Origin of the sequence: Arthrobacter sp. ATA002, assembly GCF_026898095.1 — a bacterium.
In the GTDB taxonomy this organism is placed as follows: domain Bacteria; phylum Actinomycetota; class Actinomycetes; order Actinomycetales; family Micrococcaceae; genus Arthrobacter_B.
This window is the reverse complement of the sequence record NZ_CP114015.1, coordinates 3,154,793-3,169,548: the sequence shown is the minus strand read 5'-3', so window position 1 is coordinate 3,169,548 and position 14,756 is coordinate 3,154,793. Positions and strand designations below refer to the sequence as shown.

Annotated in this window: 15 protein-coding genes and 3 pseudogenes; 11 read left to right on the top strand and 7 right to left on the bottom strand. The window is 65.0% G+C overall.

Translation table 11 applies throughout. The annotated features are described in order from the left end of the window. Positions 1 to 82: 82 nt before the first annotated feature. From glyA to OL239_RS15605, 5 genes and pseudogenes are all read left to right on the top strand, one after another. Positions 83 to 1,364: pseudogene (glyA, locus tag OL239_RS15625) on the top strand (serine hydroxymethyltransferase). Positions 1,365 to 1,473: 109 nt separating this feature from the next. Next, positions 1,474 to 2,301 carry a bifunctional methylenetetrahydrofolate dehydrogenase/methenyltetrahydrofolate cyclohydrolase gene (locus OL239_RS15620; RefSeq protein WP_442864160.1) on the top strand — a complete coding sequence of 276 codons (828 nt, stop codon included), beginning with the start codon at positions 1,474 to 1,476 and terminating at the stop codon, positions 2,299 to 2,301. A gap of 176 nt (positions 2,302 to 2,477) precedes the next feature. Then, the gene (locus tag OL239_RS15615; RefSeq protein WP_268909672.1) at positions 2,478 to 3,443 is read left to right on the top strand and encodes an ABC transporter ATP-binding protein; all 966 of its coding nucleotides are present in this window, start codon (positions 2,478 to 2,480) and stop codon (positions 3,441 to 3,443) included. Next, complete coding sequence (locus OL239_RS15610) at positions 3,436 to 4,335, top strand: ABC transporter permease (protein WP_268909671.1); 900 nt, start codon at positions 3,436 to 3,438, stop codon at positions 4,333 to 4,335. The genes OL239_RS15615 and OL239_RS15610 overlap by 8 nt, the downstream gene beginning before the upstream one ends. Continuing rightward, a complete protein-coding gene (locus OL239_RS15605; protein ID WP_268909670.1) occupies positions 4,332 to 5,180 on the top strand; it encodes an ABC transporter permease in 849 nt (282 codons plus the stop codon). Before OL239_RS15610 ends, OL239_RS15605 begins: the two co-directional genes overlap by 4 nt. A 30-nt stretch (positions 5,181 to 5,210) precedes the next feature. On the opposite strand, the gene OL239_RS15600 is transcribed toward OL239_RS15605, so the two are convergent. After that, positions 5,211 to 5,732 (bottom strand): O-acetyl-ADP-ribose deacetylase, encoded by a 522-nt coding sequence (locus OL239_RS15600; protein ID WP_268909669.1) that lies wholly within the window; start codon positions 5,730 to 5,732, stop codon positions 5,211 to 5,213. A gap of 162 nt (positions 5,733 to 5,894) precedes the next feature. Between OL239_RS15600 and OL239_RS15595 the strand changes: the two genes are divergently transcribed. From OL239_RS15595 to OL239_RS15570, 6 genes and pseudogenes are all read left to right on the top strand, one after another. Then, positions 5,895 to 6,725: an SDR family NAD(P)-dependent oxidoreductase gene (locus OL239_RS15595; RefSeq protein WP_442864159.1), complete on the top strand. Its 831-nt coding sequence runs from the start codon at positions 5,895 to 5,897 to the stop codon at positions 6,723 to 6,725. Beyond that, entirely contained in the window at positions 6,725 to 7,087 is a 363-nt protein-coding gene (locus OL239_RS15590) for a VOC family protein (protein WP_268909668.1), read from the top strand. Before OL239_RS15595 ends, OL239_RS15590 begins: the two co-directional genes overlap by 1 nt. 71 nt (positions 7,088 to 7,158) lie before the next feature. Continuing rightward, positions 7,159 to 7,674, top strand: coding sequence for a hypothetical protein (locus OL239_RS15585; RefSeq protein ID WP_268909667.1), 516 nt, complete (start codon positions 7,159 to 7,161; stop codon positions 7,672 to 7,674). 71 nt (positions 7,675 to 7,745) lie between these two features. Beyond that, positions 7,746 to 8,605 (top strand): annotated as a pseudogene (locus OL239_RS15580) (exodeoxyribonuclease III). A gap of 10 nt (positions 8,606 to 8,615) precedes the next feature. Then, entirely contained in the window at positions 8,616 to 9,650 is a 1,035-nt protein-coding gene (trpS, locus tag OL239_RS15575) for a tryptophan--tRNA ligase (RefSeq protein ID WP_268909666.1), read from the top strand. Positions 9,651 to 9,653: 3 nt separating this feature from the next. Beyond that, entirely contained in the window at positions 9,654 to 10,232 is a 579-nt protein-coding gene (locus OL239_RS15570; protein WP_268909665.1) for a 2'-5' RNA ligase family protein, read from the top strand. Here the strand turns inward: OL239_RS15570 and OL239_RS19700 are convergent. From OL239_RS19700 to sdhC, 6 genes and pseudogenes are all read right to left on the bottom strand, one after another. After that, complete coding sequence (locus tag OL239_RS19700; protein WP_329609249.1) at positions 10,229 to 10,570, bottom strand: hypothetical protein; 342 nt, start codon at positions 10,568 to 10,570, stop codon at positions 10,229 to 10,231. The genes OL239_RS15570 and OL239_RS19700 overlap by 4 nt on opposite strands. Before the next feature lie 41 nt (positions 10,571 to 10,611). Then, a pseudogene (locus tag OL239_RS19695) lies at positions 10,612 to 10,836 on the bottom strand (alpha/beta fold hydrolase); the annotation flags it as partial. Between the two features lie 275 nt (positions 10,837 to 11,111). Further along, positions 11,112 to 11,888 (bottom strand): succinate dehydrogenase iron-sulfur subunit, encoded by a 777-nt coding sequence (locus tag OL239_RS15560; protein WP_268909664.1) that lies wholly within the window; start codon positions 11,886 to 11,888, stop codon positions 11,112 to 11,114. Beyond that, positions 11,888 to 13,654 (bottom strand): succinate dehydrogenase flavoprotein subunit, encoded by a 1,767-nt coding sequence (gene sdhA, locus OL239_RS15555; RefSeq protein WP_268909663.1) that lies wholly within the window; start codon positions 13,652 to 13,654, stop codon positions 11,888 to 11,890. Before sdhA ends, OL239_RS15560 begins: the two co-directional genes overlap by 1 nt. Before the next feature lie 74 nt (positions 13,655 to 13,728). Beyond that, entirely contained in the window at positions 13,729 to 14,208 is a 480-nt protein-coding gene (locus tag OL239_RS15550; RefSeq protein WP_268909662.1) for a succinate dehydrogenase hydrophobic membrane anchor subunit, read from the bottom strand. Positions 14,209 to 14,211: 3 nt separating this feature from the next. Then, positions 14,212 to 14,592: a succinate dehydrogenase, cytochrome b556 subunit gene (gene sdhC, locus OL239_RS15545; protein WP_268909661.1), complete on the bottom strand. Its 381-nt coding sequence runs from the start codon at positions 14,590 to 14,592 to the stop codon at positions 14,212 to 14,214. Positions 14,593 to 14,756: the final 164 nt, after the last annotated feature.

The window sequence follows — 14,756 nt, the reverse complement described above, 5'->3', positions numbered from 1 at the left end:
GCCCGCACGCTCACTTGTTCTCTGAGCACGGGGGTGCCGGCAGGTAGCCTGACCCATAGCACCCCTTTCCCAGGAGATCCTTGTGAGACTGTCCACCCAGCCCGTGACCGACGCCAAGCTGTCCGACGTCGACCCGGAAATTGCCGCCGTCCTCAACGACGAGCTGGCCCGCCAGCGCGGCACCCTGGAAATGATCGCGTCGGAGAACTTTGCTCCGCGGTCCGTCCTCGAAGCCCAGGGCTCCGTACTGACCAACAAGTACGCTGAGGGATACCCCGGCCGCCGTTACTACGGCGGCTGTGAACACGTGGACGTCGCCGAGAACCTGGCAATCGAGCGGGTCAAGGCCCTGTACGGCGCCGAATTCGCCAACGTTCAACCGCATTCCGGGGCCTCCGCCAATGCTGCGGCGCTGGCCGCGCTGATCCAGCCCGGGGACAAGCTGATGGGCCTGAACCTGGCGCACGGCGGGCACCTGACCCACGGCATGAAGCTGAACTTCTCCGGCAAGCTCTATGAGGTGGCCGCCTACGGGGTGGACGGGCAGACGCACCGCGTGGACATGGACAAGGTCCGGGAACAGGCGCTCGCCGAACGCCCGCAGGTAATCGTTGCCGGCTGGTCCGCCTATCCCCGGCAGCTGGATTTCGAGGCCTTCCGCTCCATCGCCGACGAGGTGGGAGCCTACCTGTGGACCGATATGGCGCATTTCGCCGGCCTGGTGGCCGCCGGACTGCATCCGAATCCCGTGCCTGCGTCCGACGTCGTCACCTCCACCGTGCACAAGACCCTGGCCGGCCCCCGGTCGGGCGTGATCCTGGCGAAGGAGCAGTACGGGAAAAGCTGAACTCCAGTGTTTTCCCCGGCCAGCAGGGCGGGCCGCTGATGCACGTCATCGCGGCCAAGGCCGTTGCCTTCAAAATTGCCGGTTCCGGGGAATTCCGCGAACGGCAGGACCGCGTCCTCGAGGGCGCACGGATCATCGCCGGCCGCCTCACGGCGCTCGACGTCGCCGAACACGGCGTCTCGGTGCTCACCGGCGGCACGGACGTCCATTTGATCCTGGTGGACCTGCGCCACTCTGCGCTGGACGGCAAGCAGGCCGAAGACCTGCTGCACTCCGTGGGCATCACGGTAAACCGCAATTCGGTTCCCTTGATCCGCGGCCGCCGATGGTGACCTCGGGCCTGCGGATCGGCACGCCGGCCCTGGCCACCCGTGGATTCGGTGCCGCGGAGTTCACCGAGGTGGCCGAGATCATCGCCGCGGCTCTGAAACCGTCCCCGGACGTCGAGGCACTGCGGGCGCGGGTCACCGCCCTCGCCGGGAATTTCCCGCTGTATCCGGGACAGGAAGAGTGGTAACAAGCATGGAGAAGGGCAACAACATGGAAGGTTCCGTCACGGAAACCACGGAAAATGACAGCGTCAACCTGGGCTGGGAAAAGAAGGAAAAACTGCCTTCGGAACTCCGGTGGCGGCGCAAATCCTGGACGGGCGCAAGGCCGCCCGGGACATTAAGGACGAACTTGCCGAGCGCGTGCGGGTCCTGAAGGACGAATACGGCGTCACGCCCGGACTGGGAACGGTACTGGTGGGCGACGATCCCGCCAGCCACTCCTACGTGGGCGGCAAGCACAAGGACTGCGCACAGGTGGGCATCAATTCCATCCGCCGCGACCTGCCGGAAGACATCAGCCAGGAAGACCTGGAAAAGGTCATCGACGAGCTGAACGCGGATCCCGCCACCACCGGATACATCGTGCAGCTGCCCCTGCCGGCGCACATCGACACCAACGCCATCCTGGAACGGATTGCTCCGGAAAAGGACGCGGACGGGCTGCACCCGGTGAACCTGGGCCGGCTGGTCCTGAACGTCAGCGATTCCATGACCTCGCCGCTGCCGTGCACTCCGCACGGAATTGTGCAGCTGCTGGTGCGCAACGGCATTTCCCTGAACGGCAAGAACGTCCTGGTGGTGGGGCGCGGCGTCACCGTGGGCCGCCCGCTGGGGCTGCTGCTGACCCGCCGTCCGATCAACGCCACGGTAACCCTGGCGCACACCGGAACCGTGGACCTCTTCGAGCACCTGCGCGAAGCTGACGTGGTGGTGGCCGCAGCCGGATTCCCGGAAATGATCAAGGCCGAGGATCTCAAGCCCGGCGCGATCGTGCTGGATGTGGGGGTCACCCGCGTTACCGACCCGGAGACCGGCAAGACCACCCTCACCGGTGACGTGGAGAAGGCCGCGGCCGACGTCGCGTCCTGGATTTCCCCAACCCCGGGGGAGTGGGGCCGATGACCCGTGCCATGCTGCTCTCCAACGTGGTGGAGGCTGCGGAACGCGCGGCAGGGGTCCTCGCCTAGGCGGGCACCACCGCCAGCCATACTGCGGCCGGGCAGGACGGGAACCCAGTTTCCCGCCCCGCCCGGCCGTGCCTGTTCCGCAGCGGCACGCGGGTGCATTACGCTGTTCGAGTGCCGCAGATCACATCAACCCCGACTGTCCCCCGGACCGCCTCCTCCACCGTCATTTCCGCCCGGAACCTACGCAAGACCTACGGCACTTTTAATGCCGTGGACGGCATCAGTTTCGAAGTACCCGCCGGCGAGTCCTTTGGGCTTCTCGGCCCCAACGGCGCCGGCAAATCCACCACCATGAAAATGATCGGCGGCGTGTCCTCGCGCACCTCCGGTGACCTCAGCATCATGGGCCTGGACCCCGACCGGTACGGCCCCGAGGTCCGGGCACACCTGGGCGTGGTGCCGCAGCAGGACAACCTGGATGAGGACCTGCGGGTGCGGGACAACCTGCTGGCCTACGGCCGGTACTTCGGCCTGCCCAAGAGCTACCTGCAGCCCAAGGCCGATGAACTGCTGGAGTTTGCCCAGCTCGCGGACAAGGCCGGGGCCCGGGTGGATTCCCTCTCCGGGGGCATGAAGCGGCGGCTGACCATCGCCCGGTCCCTCATCAACGATCCCAAGATCCTCCTGCTGGACGAACCGACCACCGGGCTCGATCCGCAGGCCCGGCACATTCTCTGGGACCGGCTGTTCCGCCTCAAGGAAGCGGGCGTAACGCTGATCCTCACCACGCACTACATGGATGAGGCCGAGCAGCTGTGTGACCGGCTGATCGTGGTGGACAAGGGCGCGATCATGGCTGAAGGGTCGCCGGCCGCGCTGATCCGCGAACATTCCACCCGCGAGGTGGTGGAGCTGCGCTTCGGCTCCGAGCGCAACACCACGGTGGCGCGTGAGCTGGAAGGCATCGGCGAACGGCTCGAGACGCTGCCGGACCGGGTTCTGATCTACGCGAACGACGGCGAGGCGGCACTGGAGGCGGTCAGCTCCCGCGGGCTGCATCCCATCACCTCACTGGTGCGCCGCTCCTCGCTGGAAGACGTGTTCCTCCGGCTCACCGGACGGAGCCTCGTTGACTGAGCAGCAGCTTTCCGGCGGCACCCCTGCGGCCGATGCCCATCATGCCGTCCTGGGGCTGCGCTCTCCGCTGACCCCGGAGCAGACCGCCGTGAGAGTACGCCGCTTCGGCGCCTTCTACTACGCCGATATGTGGATCCGGCGGATGCGCGGGTACGGCTGGACCGTGCTCATGACCGCTGTGGGAACACCCCTGGTGTATCTCTTCGGTATGGGCGTGGGCCTGGCTTCGCTGGTGGACACCAACGGAGCGGCGTTTGACGCCGGGGACGGCACCACCGTGTCCTACCTGGTCTTCGTGGCACCGGCACTGCTGGCCACGGCGGCCATCATGGTGGCCAGCGAGGAAAACACCTACACGGTGATGGGCGGGTTCAAATGGCACCGGACGTACTACGGTCCCAACGCCTCCCCGCTGTCCAGCGCGCAGCTGGTGGACGGGCACGTTCTCGGGTTCGGCGTGCGTCTGCTGATCACCACCGGCACGTACTTCGCCTTCCTGCTGATCTTCGGAGCCGTGGAGCAACCAGGCACCGGCTGGCTGATGATCTTCAGCGCGATCCTGGGCGGCATGGCCTTCGGACTGCCGCTGATGGCTTTCAGCGCCAAGCTGGAAGAGGACAAAGGCCAGTTCGCCATGGTGCAGCGCTTCATCGTCATGCCGCTGTTCCTGTTCTCCGGCACCTTCTTCCCGCTGGAATCGCTGCCCGGAGCCATTCGCTGGATCGGCTGGATTTCTCCCCTGTGGCACTCCACTGAACTGGGCCGGATCCTGAGCTACGGCCACACGGAGCCGGCAGCCCTGACTGCAGTCCACGTGGCGTACCTGGTGCTGCTCGCCCTGGCAGGCTGGGCCCTGGCGCGCCGGAACTTCACCCGGAGGCTGGGAAAATGACCGCAGAACACACGGTGTCGCCGCCGCGCCTGGCACCCGCCCAGCTGGACCCGAAGGACCGTTTTCTGGGGTCCCTCTATGCCCGGAACATCCGTTCCGTGTTCGCCCGCGGGCTAAAGGCCACCTGGGGCAGCAACTGGGCCGTGATGATCAGCGGCTTCGTGGAGCCGGTGCTCTACCTGGTGGCCATGGGCATCGGGCTCGGCTCCCTGATCGGCACCGTGGCCGGGCCGGGCGGCGAGCAGATTGGCTATGCCAACTACATTGCCCCGGCGCTGCTGGCGGTCTCCGCCATGAACGGCGCGGTCTACGACTCCACCATGAACGTGTTCTTCAAGCTCAACTTCGCCAAGCTCTACGAAGGCATGCTGGCGACCTCGCTGGGACCGCTCGACGTCGCGCTCGGGGAAATTCTGCTGGCCCTGCTCCGCGGTGCCATGTACGCCACCGGGTTCACGGCCGTGATGGGTGCCATGGGGTTGATCACCTCGCCCTGGGCGCTGCTCATGATTCCAGCCGCCGTGGTGGTGGCCTTCGGGTTTGCGTCCTTCGGCATGGCGGTCACCAGCTACATGAAGACCTTTCAACAGCTGGACTGGGTGAGCTTCGTGATGCTCCCCATGTTCCTGTTCTCCGCGACGTTCTATCCGCTCAGCGTGTACCCGGAGGGCGTCCAGTGGTTTATCCAGGCGCTGCCGCTCTGGCACGGGGTGGAGATGATGCGGCAGATCAGCGTGGGCATGATCAGCTGGGGGACGGCCGGGCACCTGCTGTACTTCCTGGTGATGATCGCCCTGGGCCTGGTGGTGACCACCCGGCGCCTGCGTGCCCTGTTCCTGAAGTAACAGCTGTTCCTGAAGTAGCAGCGTTAGGTTCTACCCTGCCAGCTTCCTCAGCCGGCGCCGGAAGAGGTCCGCGAGCCGGTCATTGAACAGCACCATTTCGGCGCGCTGCAGGGTCTGCGGCTCGTGGGCCAGGAGTTCCTGGAATGCGGTGTCGGCAACCGTCTCCGGGTCCCACCCGTACACGCCGGCGCTGACGGCCGGAAAGGCGATGCTCTCCGCCCCCAGCTCCTCAGCGGTGGCCAGAGCGGTGCGAAAACAGGAGCGCAGCAGCTCGGGGTCTGTCTCGCCGGCGTGCGCGTTGGGCCCCACGGTGTGCACCACCCAGCGCGCCGGCAGCGCAAAGGCCTCCGTTGCCACGGACTGGCCGGTGGGCAGCCCGGCCGGCAGGTCCGTGGAGCGCAGTTCCCGGCAGGCCGCCAGGAGTTCCGGCCCCGCTGCCCGGTGGATGGCGCCGTCCACGCCTCCGCCGCCCAGCAGGGAGGAATTCGCTGCGTTCACGATGACATCGGAGGTGTTGGCCGTGATGTCCCCGCTGGAAATGACGATTTGCATCGGGCCAGTCTGGCACCGCCAGGCCCGGCCCGCCAGTTCCGGTGCTCCCGGTGCCCACCCCTGCCCCGTCCCTTCCGCTTCGGACGGAGGCACGGAATCATGGAAACGGAAGCGGGACCTGTGCCGGTGCCGTGTGAACCGCACCAACCTTGAGGAGTTCCAATGGCTGACCAGTTCACGGGAAAAACCGCCCTGGTAACGGGTGCGGGGTCGGGAATCGGCCGGGCCGCCGCGGTGGCGCTGGCGGCAGAGGGCGCCAGCGTCGTCGTCAATGACCTCGATCTGGAAGCGGCACAGGCCGTGGTACACCAGATTTCCGAGGCCGGCGGAACCGCGGTTCCGTCCGTGGGGGACGTCGGCCGGGCGGAGGACGTCAAGGGTGCCGTGGACACCGCGGTCAGCGAATTCGGCGGACTGCACCTGGCCTTCAACAATGCCGGCATCAGCGGTCCGCTGGGACTGGTGACGGAGATTGACCTGGAGGGCTACCGCCGGGTGATCGACGTCAACCTGAACTCGGTGTTCTACGGGATGTACTACCAAATTCCGGAAATGCAGAAGGCGGGCGGGGGAGCCATCGTCAATATGTCCTCCATCCTGGGGCTGGTGGGATCCGCAACCGCCGTCCCCTACGTCACCGCCAAGCACGGCGTGACCGGAATGACGCGCGCCGCGGCGCTCGGCTACGCCAGCCAGGGCATCCGCATCAACTCGGTGCATCCCGGCTACATCGACACCCCGCTGCTCGAAGCACTCCCGGAGGAGGCCTACGCGTCGCTGGTGGGGATGCACCCCGCAGGAGACTGGGCACTGCCGGCGAGGTGGCGCAGGTTGTCCTGTTCCTGCTCTCCGAGCGGGCGGCCTTCGTCACCGGGGCGCAGTACGCCGTGGACGGGGCGTACACCACGCAGTAAGCTGCCGACGCGCCCGCCGCACGCAGGCAGCTGCGGAGGTCCTTCGCTGGATACAGACTGGAGTAAAGGAGAAGGCTGATGATCGGATCCTGGCATGCCACAGTCTTTGACTGCCCGGACCCGGATTCCCTCGCGTCCTTTTACGAGGACCTCCTGGGCATGATCCGGGTGGAGCATGAGGCCGACGGATCCTGGATCACCATTGGCGACGCCCCGGACCGGCCGGCGCTCGCCTTCCAGCAGGTCTCCGGTTACACGCCGCCGCAGTGGCCCGGACAGGAAATCCCGCAGCAGCTGCACCTGGACGTAAAGGTGGCCGACCTGGACCTCGCCGAAGCGCAGGTCCTGGCGCTGGGAGCCACCGGCATGGACAGCGGCACCGAGTCCTTCCGGGTTTTCCTTGACCCCGCAGGCCACCCGTTCTGCCTTGTGGCCTGGTAGCCGAAGACACTCCGATTTCGCCCCGGGAGGACGGTTTAACGGCTGGGCTCCGAGTTTGAGACAATGAAGCCATGCAGTCGCTCCCCAACGGCAACAAGCCGCAGCCCAAGTCCAAAGCCCGCCGCGGGGTGAGCCAGAAAATGGCAACCTACGGCATGACCCTCATGCTGCTCGTCTTCCTGGTTGCCGTGGTGTTCGCGGCAAACGAGAACGACGTCGTCGGGTGGCTCGTCGTCATTATTTCGCTGGGGTGGCTGTGCCTGTTTGCCTTTGTGGTGTTCAGCGTCCGCGGCGCGGCCCGCAAGGCCGGCGCGAAGCTGGCCGAAGCGCAGGACACGCTGACCAGGGCCGCCGGGGGATCCCCCTCGGTGCAGGTTGTAGACGAAGCGACCACCATCCGTGACCAGAAGCTCGATCACAGCTTCAAGATTGTCCAGGTGCAGGCCCGCGTCATCCGTGACAACCTCGGCAAGGACGAAGACCAGGTCAGCCGCGCTCTGGAGACGATCGAAATCACGTCCCACAACGCGCGTTCCATGATCAAGAAGGACGACGGCGGCCCGGTTGAGGGCACCCTGGTGGACTAGGACGTCCACCGGCGTCCCCGCGCCGCGCTGCAGTCCGCGGTCCAAGATGAACCGCATTGCTACTGAGGAGTATGGTTATTCGCGTGAGTTTGGCATCAGCAGGAGAATCCACCGGTCCGGCAACGGCACTGCGCATTGCGACAGTGAACGTGAACGGCATCCGTGCCGCGTACAAGCGCGGTATGGCCGACTGGCTGGCAGAGCGCGGGGTGGACATCCTTTGCCTGCAGGAGGTCCGCGCCCCCGACGCCGTGGTGCGCGAACTTCTCGGCGATGAGTGGCACATCCTGCACGCCGAGGCGGAGGCAAGGGCCGCGCCGGCGTGGCCATTGCTTCCCGGACCGCCCCCGCGGCCACCCGCGAACACATCGGCGACGAGTACTTTGCGCAGTCCGGACGCTGGGTCGAGGCCGACTTCAAGATTCCGGTGGACGGCGCGGAGAAGCTGCTGACCGTGGTCAGCGCCTACGTTCACTCCGGCGAGGTGGACACCCCCAAGCAGACGGACAAGTACCGCTTCCTGGACGTCATGACCGAACGGCTGCCCGCGCTGAGGCAGCAGAGCGACTATGTCGTGGTGGTCGGAGACCTGAACGTCGGGCACACCACGCTGGACATCAAGAACTGGAAGGGCAACGTCAAGCGGGCCGGGTTCCTGCCCGATGAGCGCGCCTACTTTGACCGGTTCTTCAGCGATGAGATCGGCTACACGGATGTCGCCCGCAAGCTGGCGGGCGAGGTTCCCGGCCCCTACACCTGGTGGTCCTGGCGCGGCCAGGCCTTCGACAACGACAGCGGTTGGCGCATTGACTACCAGCTGGCGACGCCCGAATTGGCCGAACGCGCCGTTTCCGCCGTCGTCGACCGTGCCGCCACCTACGACAGCCGCTTCTCGGACCACGCCCCCGTAGTGGTCGACTACCAGTTCTAAGGGCCACAACATGAGCACATCCACAACAACCCGCCGCCAGCGCATCCTTTCGGGGATGCAGCCCTCCGCAGACTCGCTGCACCTGGGCAACTACCTCGGCGCGCTGGTGAACTGGGTCCGGCTGCAGGAAGAATACGACGCCTACTTCTTCATTCCGGACCTGCACGCGATCACCGTCCCCCAGGACCCCGCCGATCTGCGTCAGCGGACGCGGGTCACCGCAGCCCAGTACATTGCCGGCGGCGTCGACGTCGACAAAGCCACCCTCTTCGTGCAGTCCCAGGTTCCCGAGCACGCGCAGCTCGCCTGGGTCCTGAACTGCCTGACCGGTTTCGGCGAAGCCTCCCGGATGACCCAGTTCAAGGACAAGCAGCAGCGGTTCGGCGCCGACGCCGCGTCCGTTGGCTTGTTCACGTATCCGATCCTCCAGGTTGCCGACATTTTGCTGTACAACCCCCAGGGCGTGCCGGTGGGCGAGGACCAGCGCCAGCACGTGGAGCTCAGCCGGGACCTGGCCAAGCGGTTCAACTCCCGCTACGGCGAGACCTTCACCATTCCCGAAGTCTTTGTGCAGAAGGCTGCGGCAAAAATCTACGACCTGCAGAATCCCGCAGCGAAGATGTCCAAGTCCGCCGCGTCACCTGCAGGGCTCATTAACCTGCTGGATCCGGACAAGGTGATAGCCAAACGGATCAAGTCCGCCGTCACCGATGACGGCACCGAGATCAGGTTCGACCGTGAAGCCAAGCCCGGGATCTCCAACCTGCTGTCCATCTTCTCCCTGGTCACGGGGCGGAGCGTGGACACGCTGGTAAAGGAGTACGAGGGGAAAATGTACGGCCACCTCAAGGTGGACCTGGCCGAGGCCGTCACCGAGCACGTCCGCCCGATCCGCGAGCGTGCGCTGTACCTGCTCGAAGATCCGGCGGAGCTTGACCGGCTGCTGGCTGTGGGGGCCTCCAAGGCCCGGGAAACGGCATCGGTTACACTGGCCGATGTGTACAACAAAGTAGGCTTCCTACCTTTGGGTTCCACCGCGGTCTGATCCATGAGTCTTTGGAATCCACTGATCCGTGCAGATACCGCCGACGGCGTCGACGGCGCCTTGGACGAGCCCGTGTGCACCTGCGTGGGGATCGTCATTGGGGTTCCCGAGCCGATGGCTACGGAACTGCGCCGCGCGAGGGCGTCCTTCGGTGATCCCATGGCCGCGGTCATTCCGGCGCATATCACGCTGGTCACGACCACGGAAACAAACGATTGGGAAGCCTCCGCGGAGCACGTGCGCCGGGTAGCGGCCAACCATTCCCCGTTCGACATCTCCCTGCGCGGCACCGCGACGTTCCGTCCCGTATCGCCGGTCGTGTACCTCCAGCTGGAGGACGGCTACGACGAGTGCACGGCCCTGCACAAGGAAATGCAGAGCGGGCCGCTGGCACGGGATCTGCCCTTTCCCTATCACCCCCACGTCACGGTGGCCCACGACGTAAGTGAAGCCGGCATGGATGCCGCCATGAACCAGCTGCGCCACTATGATGCCCGCTTCACCGTGAACACCATTGGACTGTTCGAGCATGATGCCACCGGGCTGTGGAAGCTCCGTGAAGAAGTCGCGCTCCGGGCCTAGTTTGGCTTGTTTCCGGCAGCGGAGAGGTAAACACCGGCCCAGGCGGCGATGATGTCGGCCGCACGGCTGGTTTGGGCCTTGTCCACCATCAGATGATCGCTGCCTTCCAGGGAAATAAAATTCCGCGGGTGTTTCGCCAGCGAAAAGATCTCACTGGCATTGTCGATGCCCACGGTGGTGTCGGTGGGGGAGTGCATGACGAGCAGGGGCAGGTGCAGGCCGCTGATACACCCGGACAGATCATGCGCCGACAGGTCGTTGAGCAGCTGCTCCCGGATCTGCAGGCTCCGCCCGCCCAGCTCCACCTGTGCGGATCCCTGCTCCCGGATGGCTGGCATGTCGTCTTCGAACAGGTGCAGCACGTGGGCGGGGCGGAAAGGGCACCGATCGTCACCACGGCCTCAAGGTCCGGAATGCCCGAAGCCGCGGCGAGGGCTGCCGCGCCCCCGAGAGAGTGACCGATCAGCAGGGACACGCTGTGGCCCTGTCCGCGCAGGAACTCGACGGCGCTGCGGATGTCAGCCACTTTGGTGCTGAACGTGCCGTCTTCCCACGCTCCGCTGGAGCCGCCGAGGCCGGCCGCGTCGTAGCGCAGGACACCGATGCCGTGCCCGGCGAGGGCCTGGAGATCCGCGATGCGGCTGCACTGTTCTTGCCCAGCGTGAATCCGTGGCAGAAAACCGCCCAGCCCCGCGGCTCGCCGTCGGGCACGTCGACAGTGCCGGCCAGCGTGGTGTTGTTGGTGCCGGGAAACGAAACGGATTCAAAGGATGGCATGGGAACGTACCTTAAACGGGGAATGCGGGTGGGCAGCGGAAAGGCGGCGTCCCCAGCCGTAACGGACTGGAGACGCCGCCTCCCGCGCGGTGTTAGGCGCTGCTAGACCGAGCGGCTCAGGATGGCCTGCTTGACCTCGGCAATGGCCTTGGTGACCTGGATGCCGCGGGGGCATGCTTCGGAACAGTTGAAGGTGGTGCGGCAGCGCCACACGCCTTCCTTGTCGTTCAGGATTTCCAGGCGCATGTCTCCGGCATCATCGCGCGAGTCGAAGATGAAGCGGTGCGCGTTCACGATGGCGGCCGGACCAAAGTACTGGCCGTCAGTCCAGAACACCGGGCACGAGGACGTGCACGCGGCGCACAGGATGCACTTGGTGGTGTCGTCAAAGCGCTCACGGTCCTCGGCGGACTGCAGGCGCTCCTTCGTGGGCTCGTGGCCCTTGCTGATGAGGAACGGCATGATCTCCCGGTAGGACTGGAAGAACGGCTCCATGTCCACGATCAGGTCCTTTTCCACCGGCAGGCCCTTGATGGGTTCGACGAGGATCGGCTTGGAGGTGTCCAGGTCCTTCAGGAGGGTCTTGCAGGCCAGACGGTTGCGTCCGTTGATGCGCATGGCATCGGAGCCGCAGACGCCGTGGCCGCAGGAGCGCCGGAAGGTCACGGAACCGTCGTGCTCCCACTTGACCTTGTGCAGCGCGTCCAGCACACGGTCGGTGCCGTACATGGTCAGCTTCCACTCATCCCAGTAGGCTTCGTCGGAAACCTCGGGATTGTAGCGGCGGACCTTGAGCGTGATTTCAAAGGAGGGGATGTCCCCGCCCACAGATTCCGGGAGTTCGATCTTGGAGGCTGGCTCCGCGATTTCCGTTGTCATTAGTACTTCCTCACCATTGGCTCGTAGCGCGTGAAGATGACCGGCTTGGTGTCCAGCCGAATGCCGGCGGTGTGCTCGTCATTGGCAGCTTCATCAACCTTGTACGCCATCGAATGCTTCATGAAATTCTCGTCGTCCCGCTCGGGGAAGTCCTCGCGGAAGTGTCCGCCGCGTGATTCTTCACGGTGCAGGGCTGCCACGGTCATCACCTTGGCCAGTTCCAGCAGGAAGCCCAGCTCCACGGCTTCCAGCAGGTCCAGGTTGAAGCGCTTGCCCTTGTCCTGGACGCTGATCTTCTTGTACCGCTCTTCGAGCGAGGCAATGTCAGTCAGCACCTGGTTCAGGGTTTCTGCGGAGCGGAACACCTGCATGTTGGCATCCATGGTGTTCTGCAGGTCCCGGCGGATTTCGGCAACCCGCTCGGTGCCCTCGGAATTACGGACCAGGTCCAGCATCCCGATGGTGGTGGCTTCCGGATTCTCCGGCAGGTCCACGAAATCAGCGGTCAGGGCGTACTCGGCGGCCTGGATACCGGCGCGCTTGCCGAACACGTTGATGTCCAGCAGCGAATTGGTGCCCAGGCGGTTGGAGCCGTGCACCGACACGCAGGCAACTTCTCCAGCCGCGTAAAGCCCCGGGACAACGGTGTCATTGTCCTGCAGAACCTCGGCCTTGATGTTGGTGGGGATGCCGCCCATGGCGTAGTGGGCCGTCGGGAAGACCGGTACCGGCTCGGTGTAGGGCTCCACGCCGAGGTACGTGCGGGCGAACTCGGTGATGTCCGGGAGCTTGGCATCAATGTGTGCCGGCTCCAGGTGTGTCAGGTCCAGCAGGACATAGTCCTTGTTCGGGCCGCAGCCGCGGCCTTCACGGACTTCGTTGGCCATGGAACGGGCAACAATGTCACGCGGGGCCAGATCCTTGATGGTCGGGGCGTAACGCTCCATGAAGCGCTCACCCTCCGAATTGCGCAGGATGGCACCTTCGCCGCGTGCTGCTTCGGAAAGCAGGATGCCCAGGCCGGCGAGGCCGGTCGGGTGGAACTGGAAGAACTCCATGTCTTCCAGGGGGATGCCGCGGCGGAACGCGATGGCCATGCCGTCACCGGTGAGGGTTTGGGCATTGGATGTGGTCTTGAAGACTTTTCCGGCGCCACCGGAGGCGAACACAACGGACTTGGCCTGGAAAACGTGCAGTTCTCCGCTGGCCAGGTCGTAGGACACGACACCGGCAACGCGCTTCTGGCCAAAGCTGTCCTCGACGGTCAGCAGGTCGAGCACGTAGTACTCGTTGTAGAACTCCACGTTGTGCTTGACGCAGTTTTGGTACAGCGTCTGCAGGATCATGTGGCCGGTGCGGTCAGCTGCGTAGCACGCCCGGCGGACCGGCGCCTTGCCATGGTCGCGGGTGTGGCCGCCAAAGCGGCGCTGATCGATCCGGCCTTCGGGCGTGCGGTTGAACGGCAGGCCCATCTTTTCCAGATCCAGGACCGCGTCGATGGCCTCCTTGGCCATAACCTCCGCTGCGTCCTGGTCTACGAGGTAGTCGCCGCCCTTGACCGTGTCAAAGGTGTGCCACTCCCAGTTGTCTTCTTCGACGTTGGCCAGTGCTGCGCACATGCCGCCCTGTGCTGCACCGGTGTGCGAGCGGGTGGGGTACAGCTTGGTCAGTACCGCCGTACGTGCGCGCTGGCCGGATTCGATGGCGGCACGCATACCGGCGCCGCCGGCGCCGACAATTACGACGTCGTACTTATGGACCTGCATACCAGATGCTCTTTCTGTTGTTACGTGGAAAACGTTCGTGGTGGTCCGCGCCCGGGTGGACGCGGACGCTGCGGCTAGGCGTTGCAGAAGTCCGCGAGGAGATCTGCGGGAGCTCCGGCGGGGCAGGGATCGAAGGTGAAGATCACCAGGGTGCCGAGCACGATTATCACGAGCGAAGCAATGTAGAGGATGCTCTTGAGCGTCATCCGGGTGGTGTTCTTGTCCGCGTAGTCGTTAATGATGACGCGGACGCCGTTGGTGCCGTGCAGCATTGCTAGCCACAGCATGACCAGGTCCCAGACCTGCCAGAGCGGGCTGGCCCACTTGCCGGCTACGAAACCGAAGTCGACGGCCTGGATGCCGTCGCCGACCATGAGGTTCACGAAGAGGTGCGTAAAGATCAGGACAATCAGGATGGCACCGGAGATGCGCATGAACAGCCATGCCAACATCTCGAAGTTGCCTTTGCCGCCCGGCGTGCGGGCGTATCTCGGGGCGATGCGGCCGGAGCGGGGAGCCTCGATGGAGGCGGCGTCATTGGTTGTGGTGCTCATGGCTTAGTGACCCCCGAAAACGATGGGAAGGTGGCGAATGGAGAAGCCGATCATGGTGATAGCCCAAAGTCCGACAACGCTCCACAGCATCTGGCGCTGGTACTTGGGGCCCTTCTTCCAGAAATCGATCAGGATCACACGCACGCCGTTGAAGGCGTGGAACACGATGGCGGCGACGAGACCGAGCTCGCCGAGGCCCATGATGGGGTTCTTGTATGCGCCGATCACGACGTTGTAGGCCTCCGGCGACACCCGCACCAGCGAGGTATCCAACACGTGGACCAAAAGGAAGAAGAAAATCACCACGCCGGTAATGCGGTGTGCAACCCACGACCACTGGCCTTCGCGGCCGCGGTAGAGAGTGCCTGCTGGTAACTTCGACACTGAATTTTCCTCCCTGCGACGCAGCGGCGCTGGCGTGTCTTCCACGCAGTGATGACGCCGGTGCGACAGCAATATAAGCTCAAGCATAATCTAGGTGCCCCGCTGAGCGCTTTCAATTTAGGCGGCCCTATCCTGTGACGCTCGTTACATTCAGGCAGTGCTGG

What these genes read in the sequence shown, in the direction of transcription:
- OL239_RS15605 (WP_268909670.1), top strand. Translation starts at nt 4,332, where the DNA reads ATGACCGCAGAACACACGGTGTCGCCGCCGCGCCTGGCACCCGCCCAG.
- OL239_RS15600 (WP_268909669.1), bottom strand. Translation starts at nt 5,732, where the DNA reads ATGCAAATCGTCATTTCCAGCGGGGACATCACGGCCAACACCTCCGAT.
- OL239_RS15595 (WP_442864159.1), top strand. Translation starts at nt 5,895, where the DNA reads ATGGCTGACCAGTTCACGGGAAAAACCGCCCTGGTAACGGGTGCGGGG.
- OL239_RS15590 (WP_268909668.1), top strand. Translation starts at nt 6,725, where the DNA reads ATGATCGGATCCTGGCATGCCACAGTCTTTGACTGCCCGGACCCGGAT.
- OL239_RS15585 (WP_268909667.1), top strand. Translation starts at nt 7,159, where the DNA reads ATGCAGTCGCTCCCCAACGGCAACAAGCCGCAGCCCAAGTCCAAAGCC.
- trpS (WP_268909666.1), top strand. Translation starts at nt 8,616, where the DNA reads ATGAGCACATCCACAACAACCCGCCGCCAGCGCATCCTTTCGGGGATG.
- OL239_RS15570 (WP_268909665.1), top strand. Translation starts at nt 9,654, where the DNA reads ATGAGTCTTTGGAATCCACTGATCCGTGCAGATACCGCCGACGGCGTC.
- OL239_RS19700 (WP_329609249.1), bottom strand. Translation starts at nt 10,570, where the DNA reads ATGCCAGCCATCCGGGAGCAGGGATCCGCACAGGTGGAGCTGGGCGGG.
- OL239_RS15560 (WP_268909664.1), bottom strand. Translation starts at nt 11,888, where the DNA reads ATGACAACGGAAATCGCGGAGCCAGCCTCCAAGATCGAACTCCCGGAA.
- sdhA (WP_268909663.1), bottom strand. Translation starts at nt 13,654, where the DNA reads ATGCAGGTCCATAAGTACGACGTCGTAATTGTCGGCGCCGGCGGCGCC.
- OL239_RS15550 (WP_268909662.1), bottom strand. Translation starts at nt 14,208, where the DNA reads ATGAGCACCACAACCAATGACGCCGCCTCCATCGAGGCTCCCCGCTCC.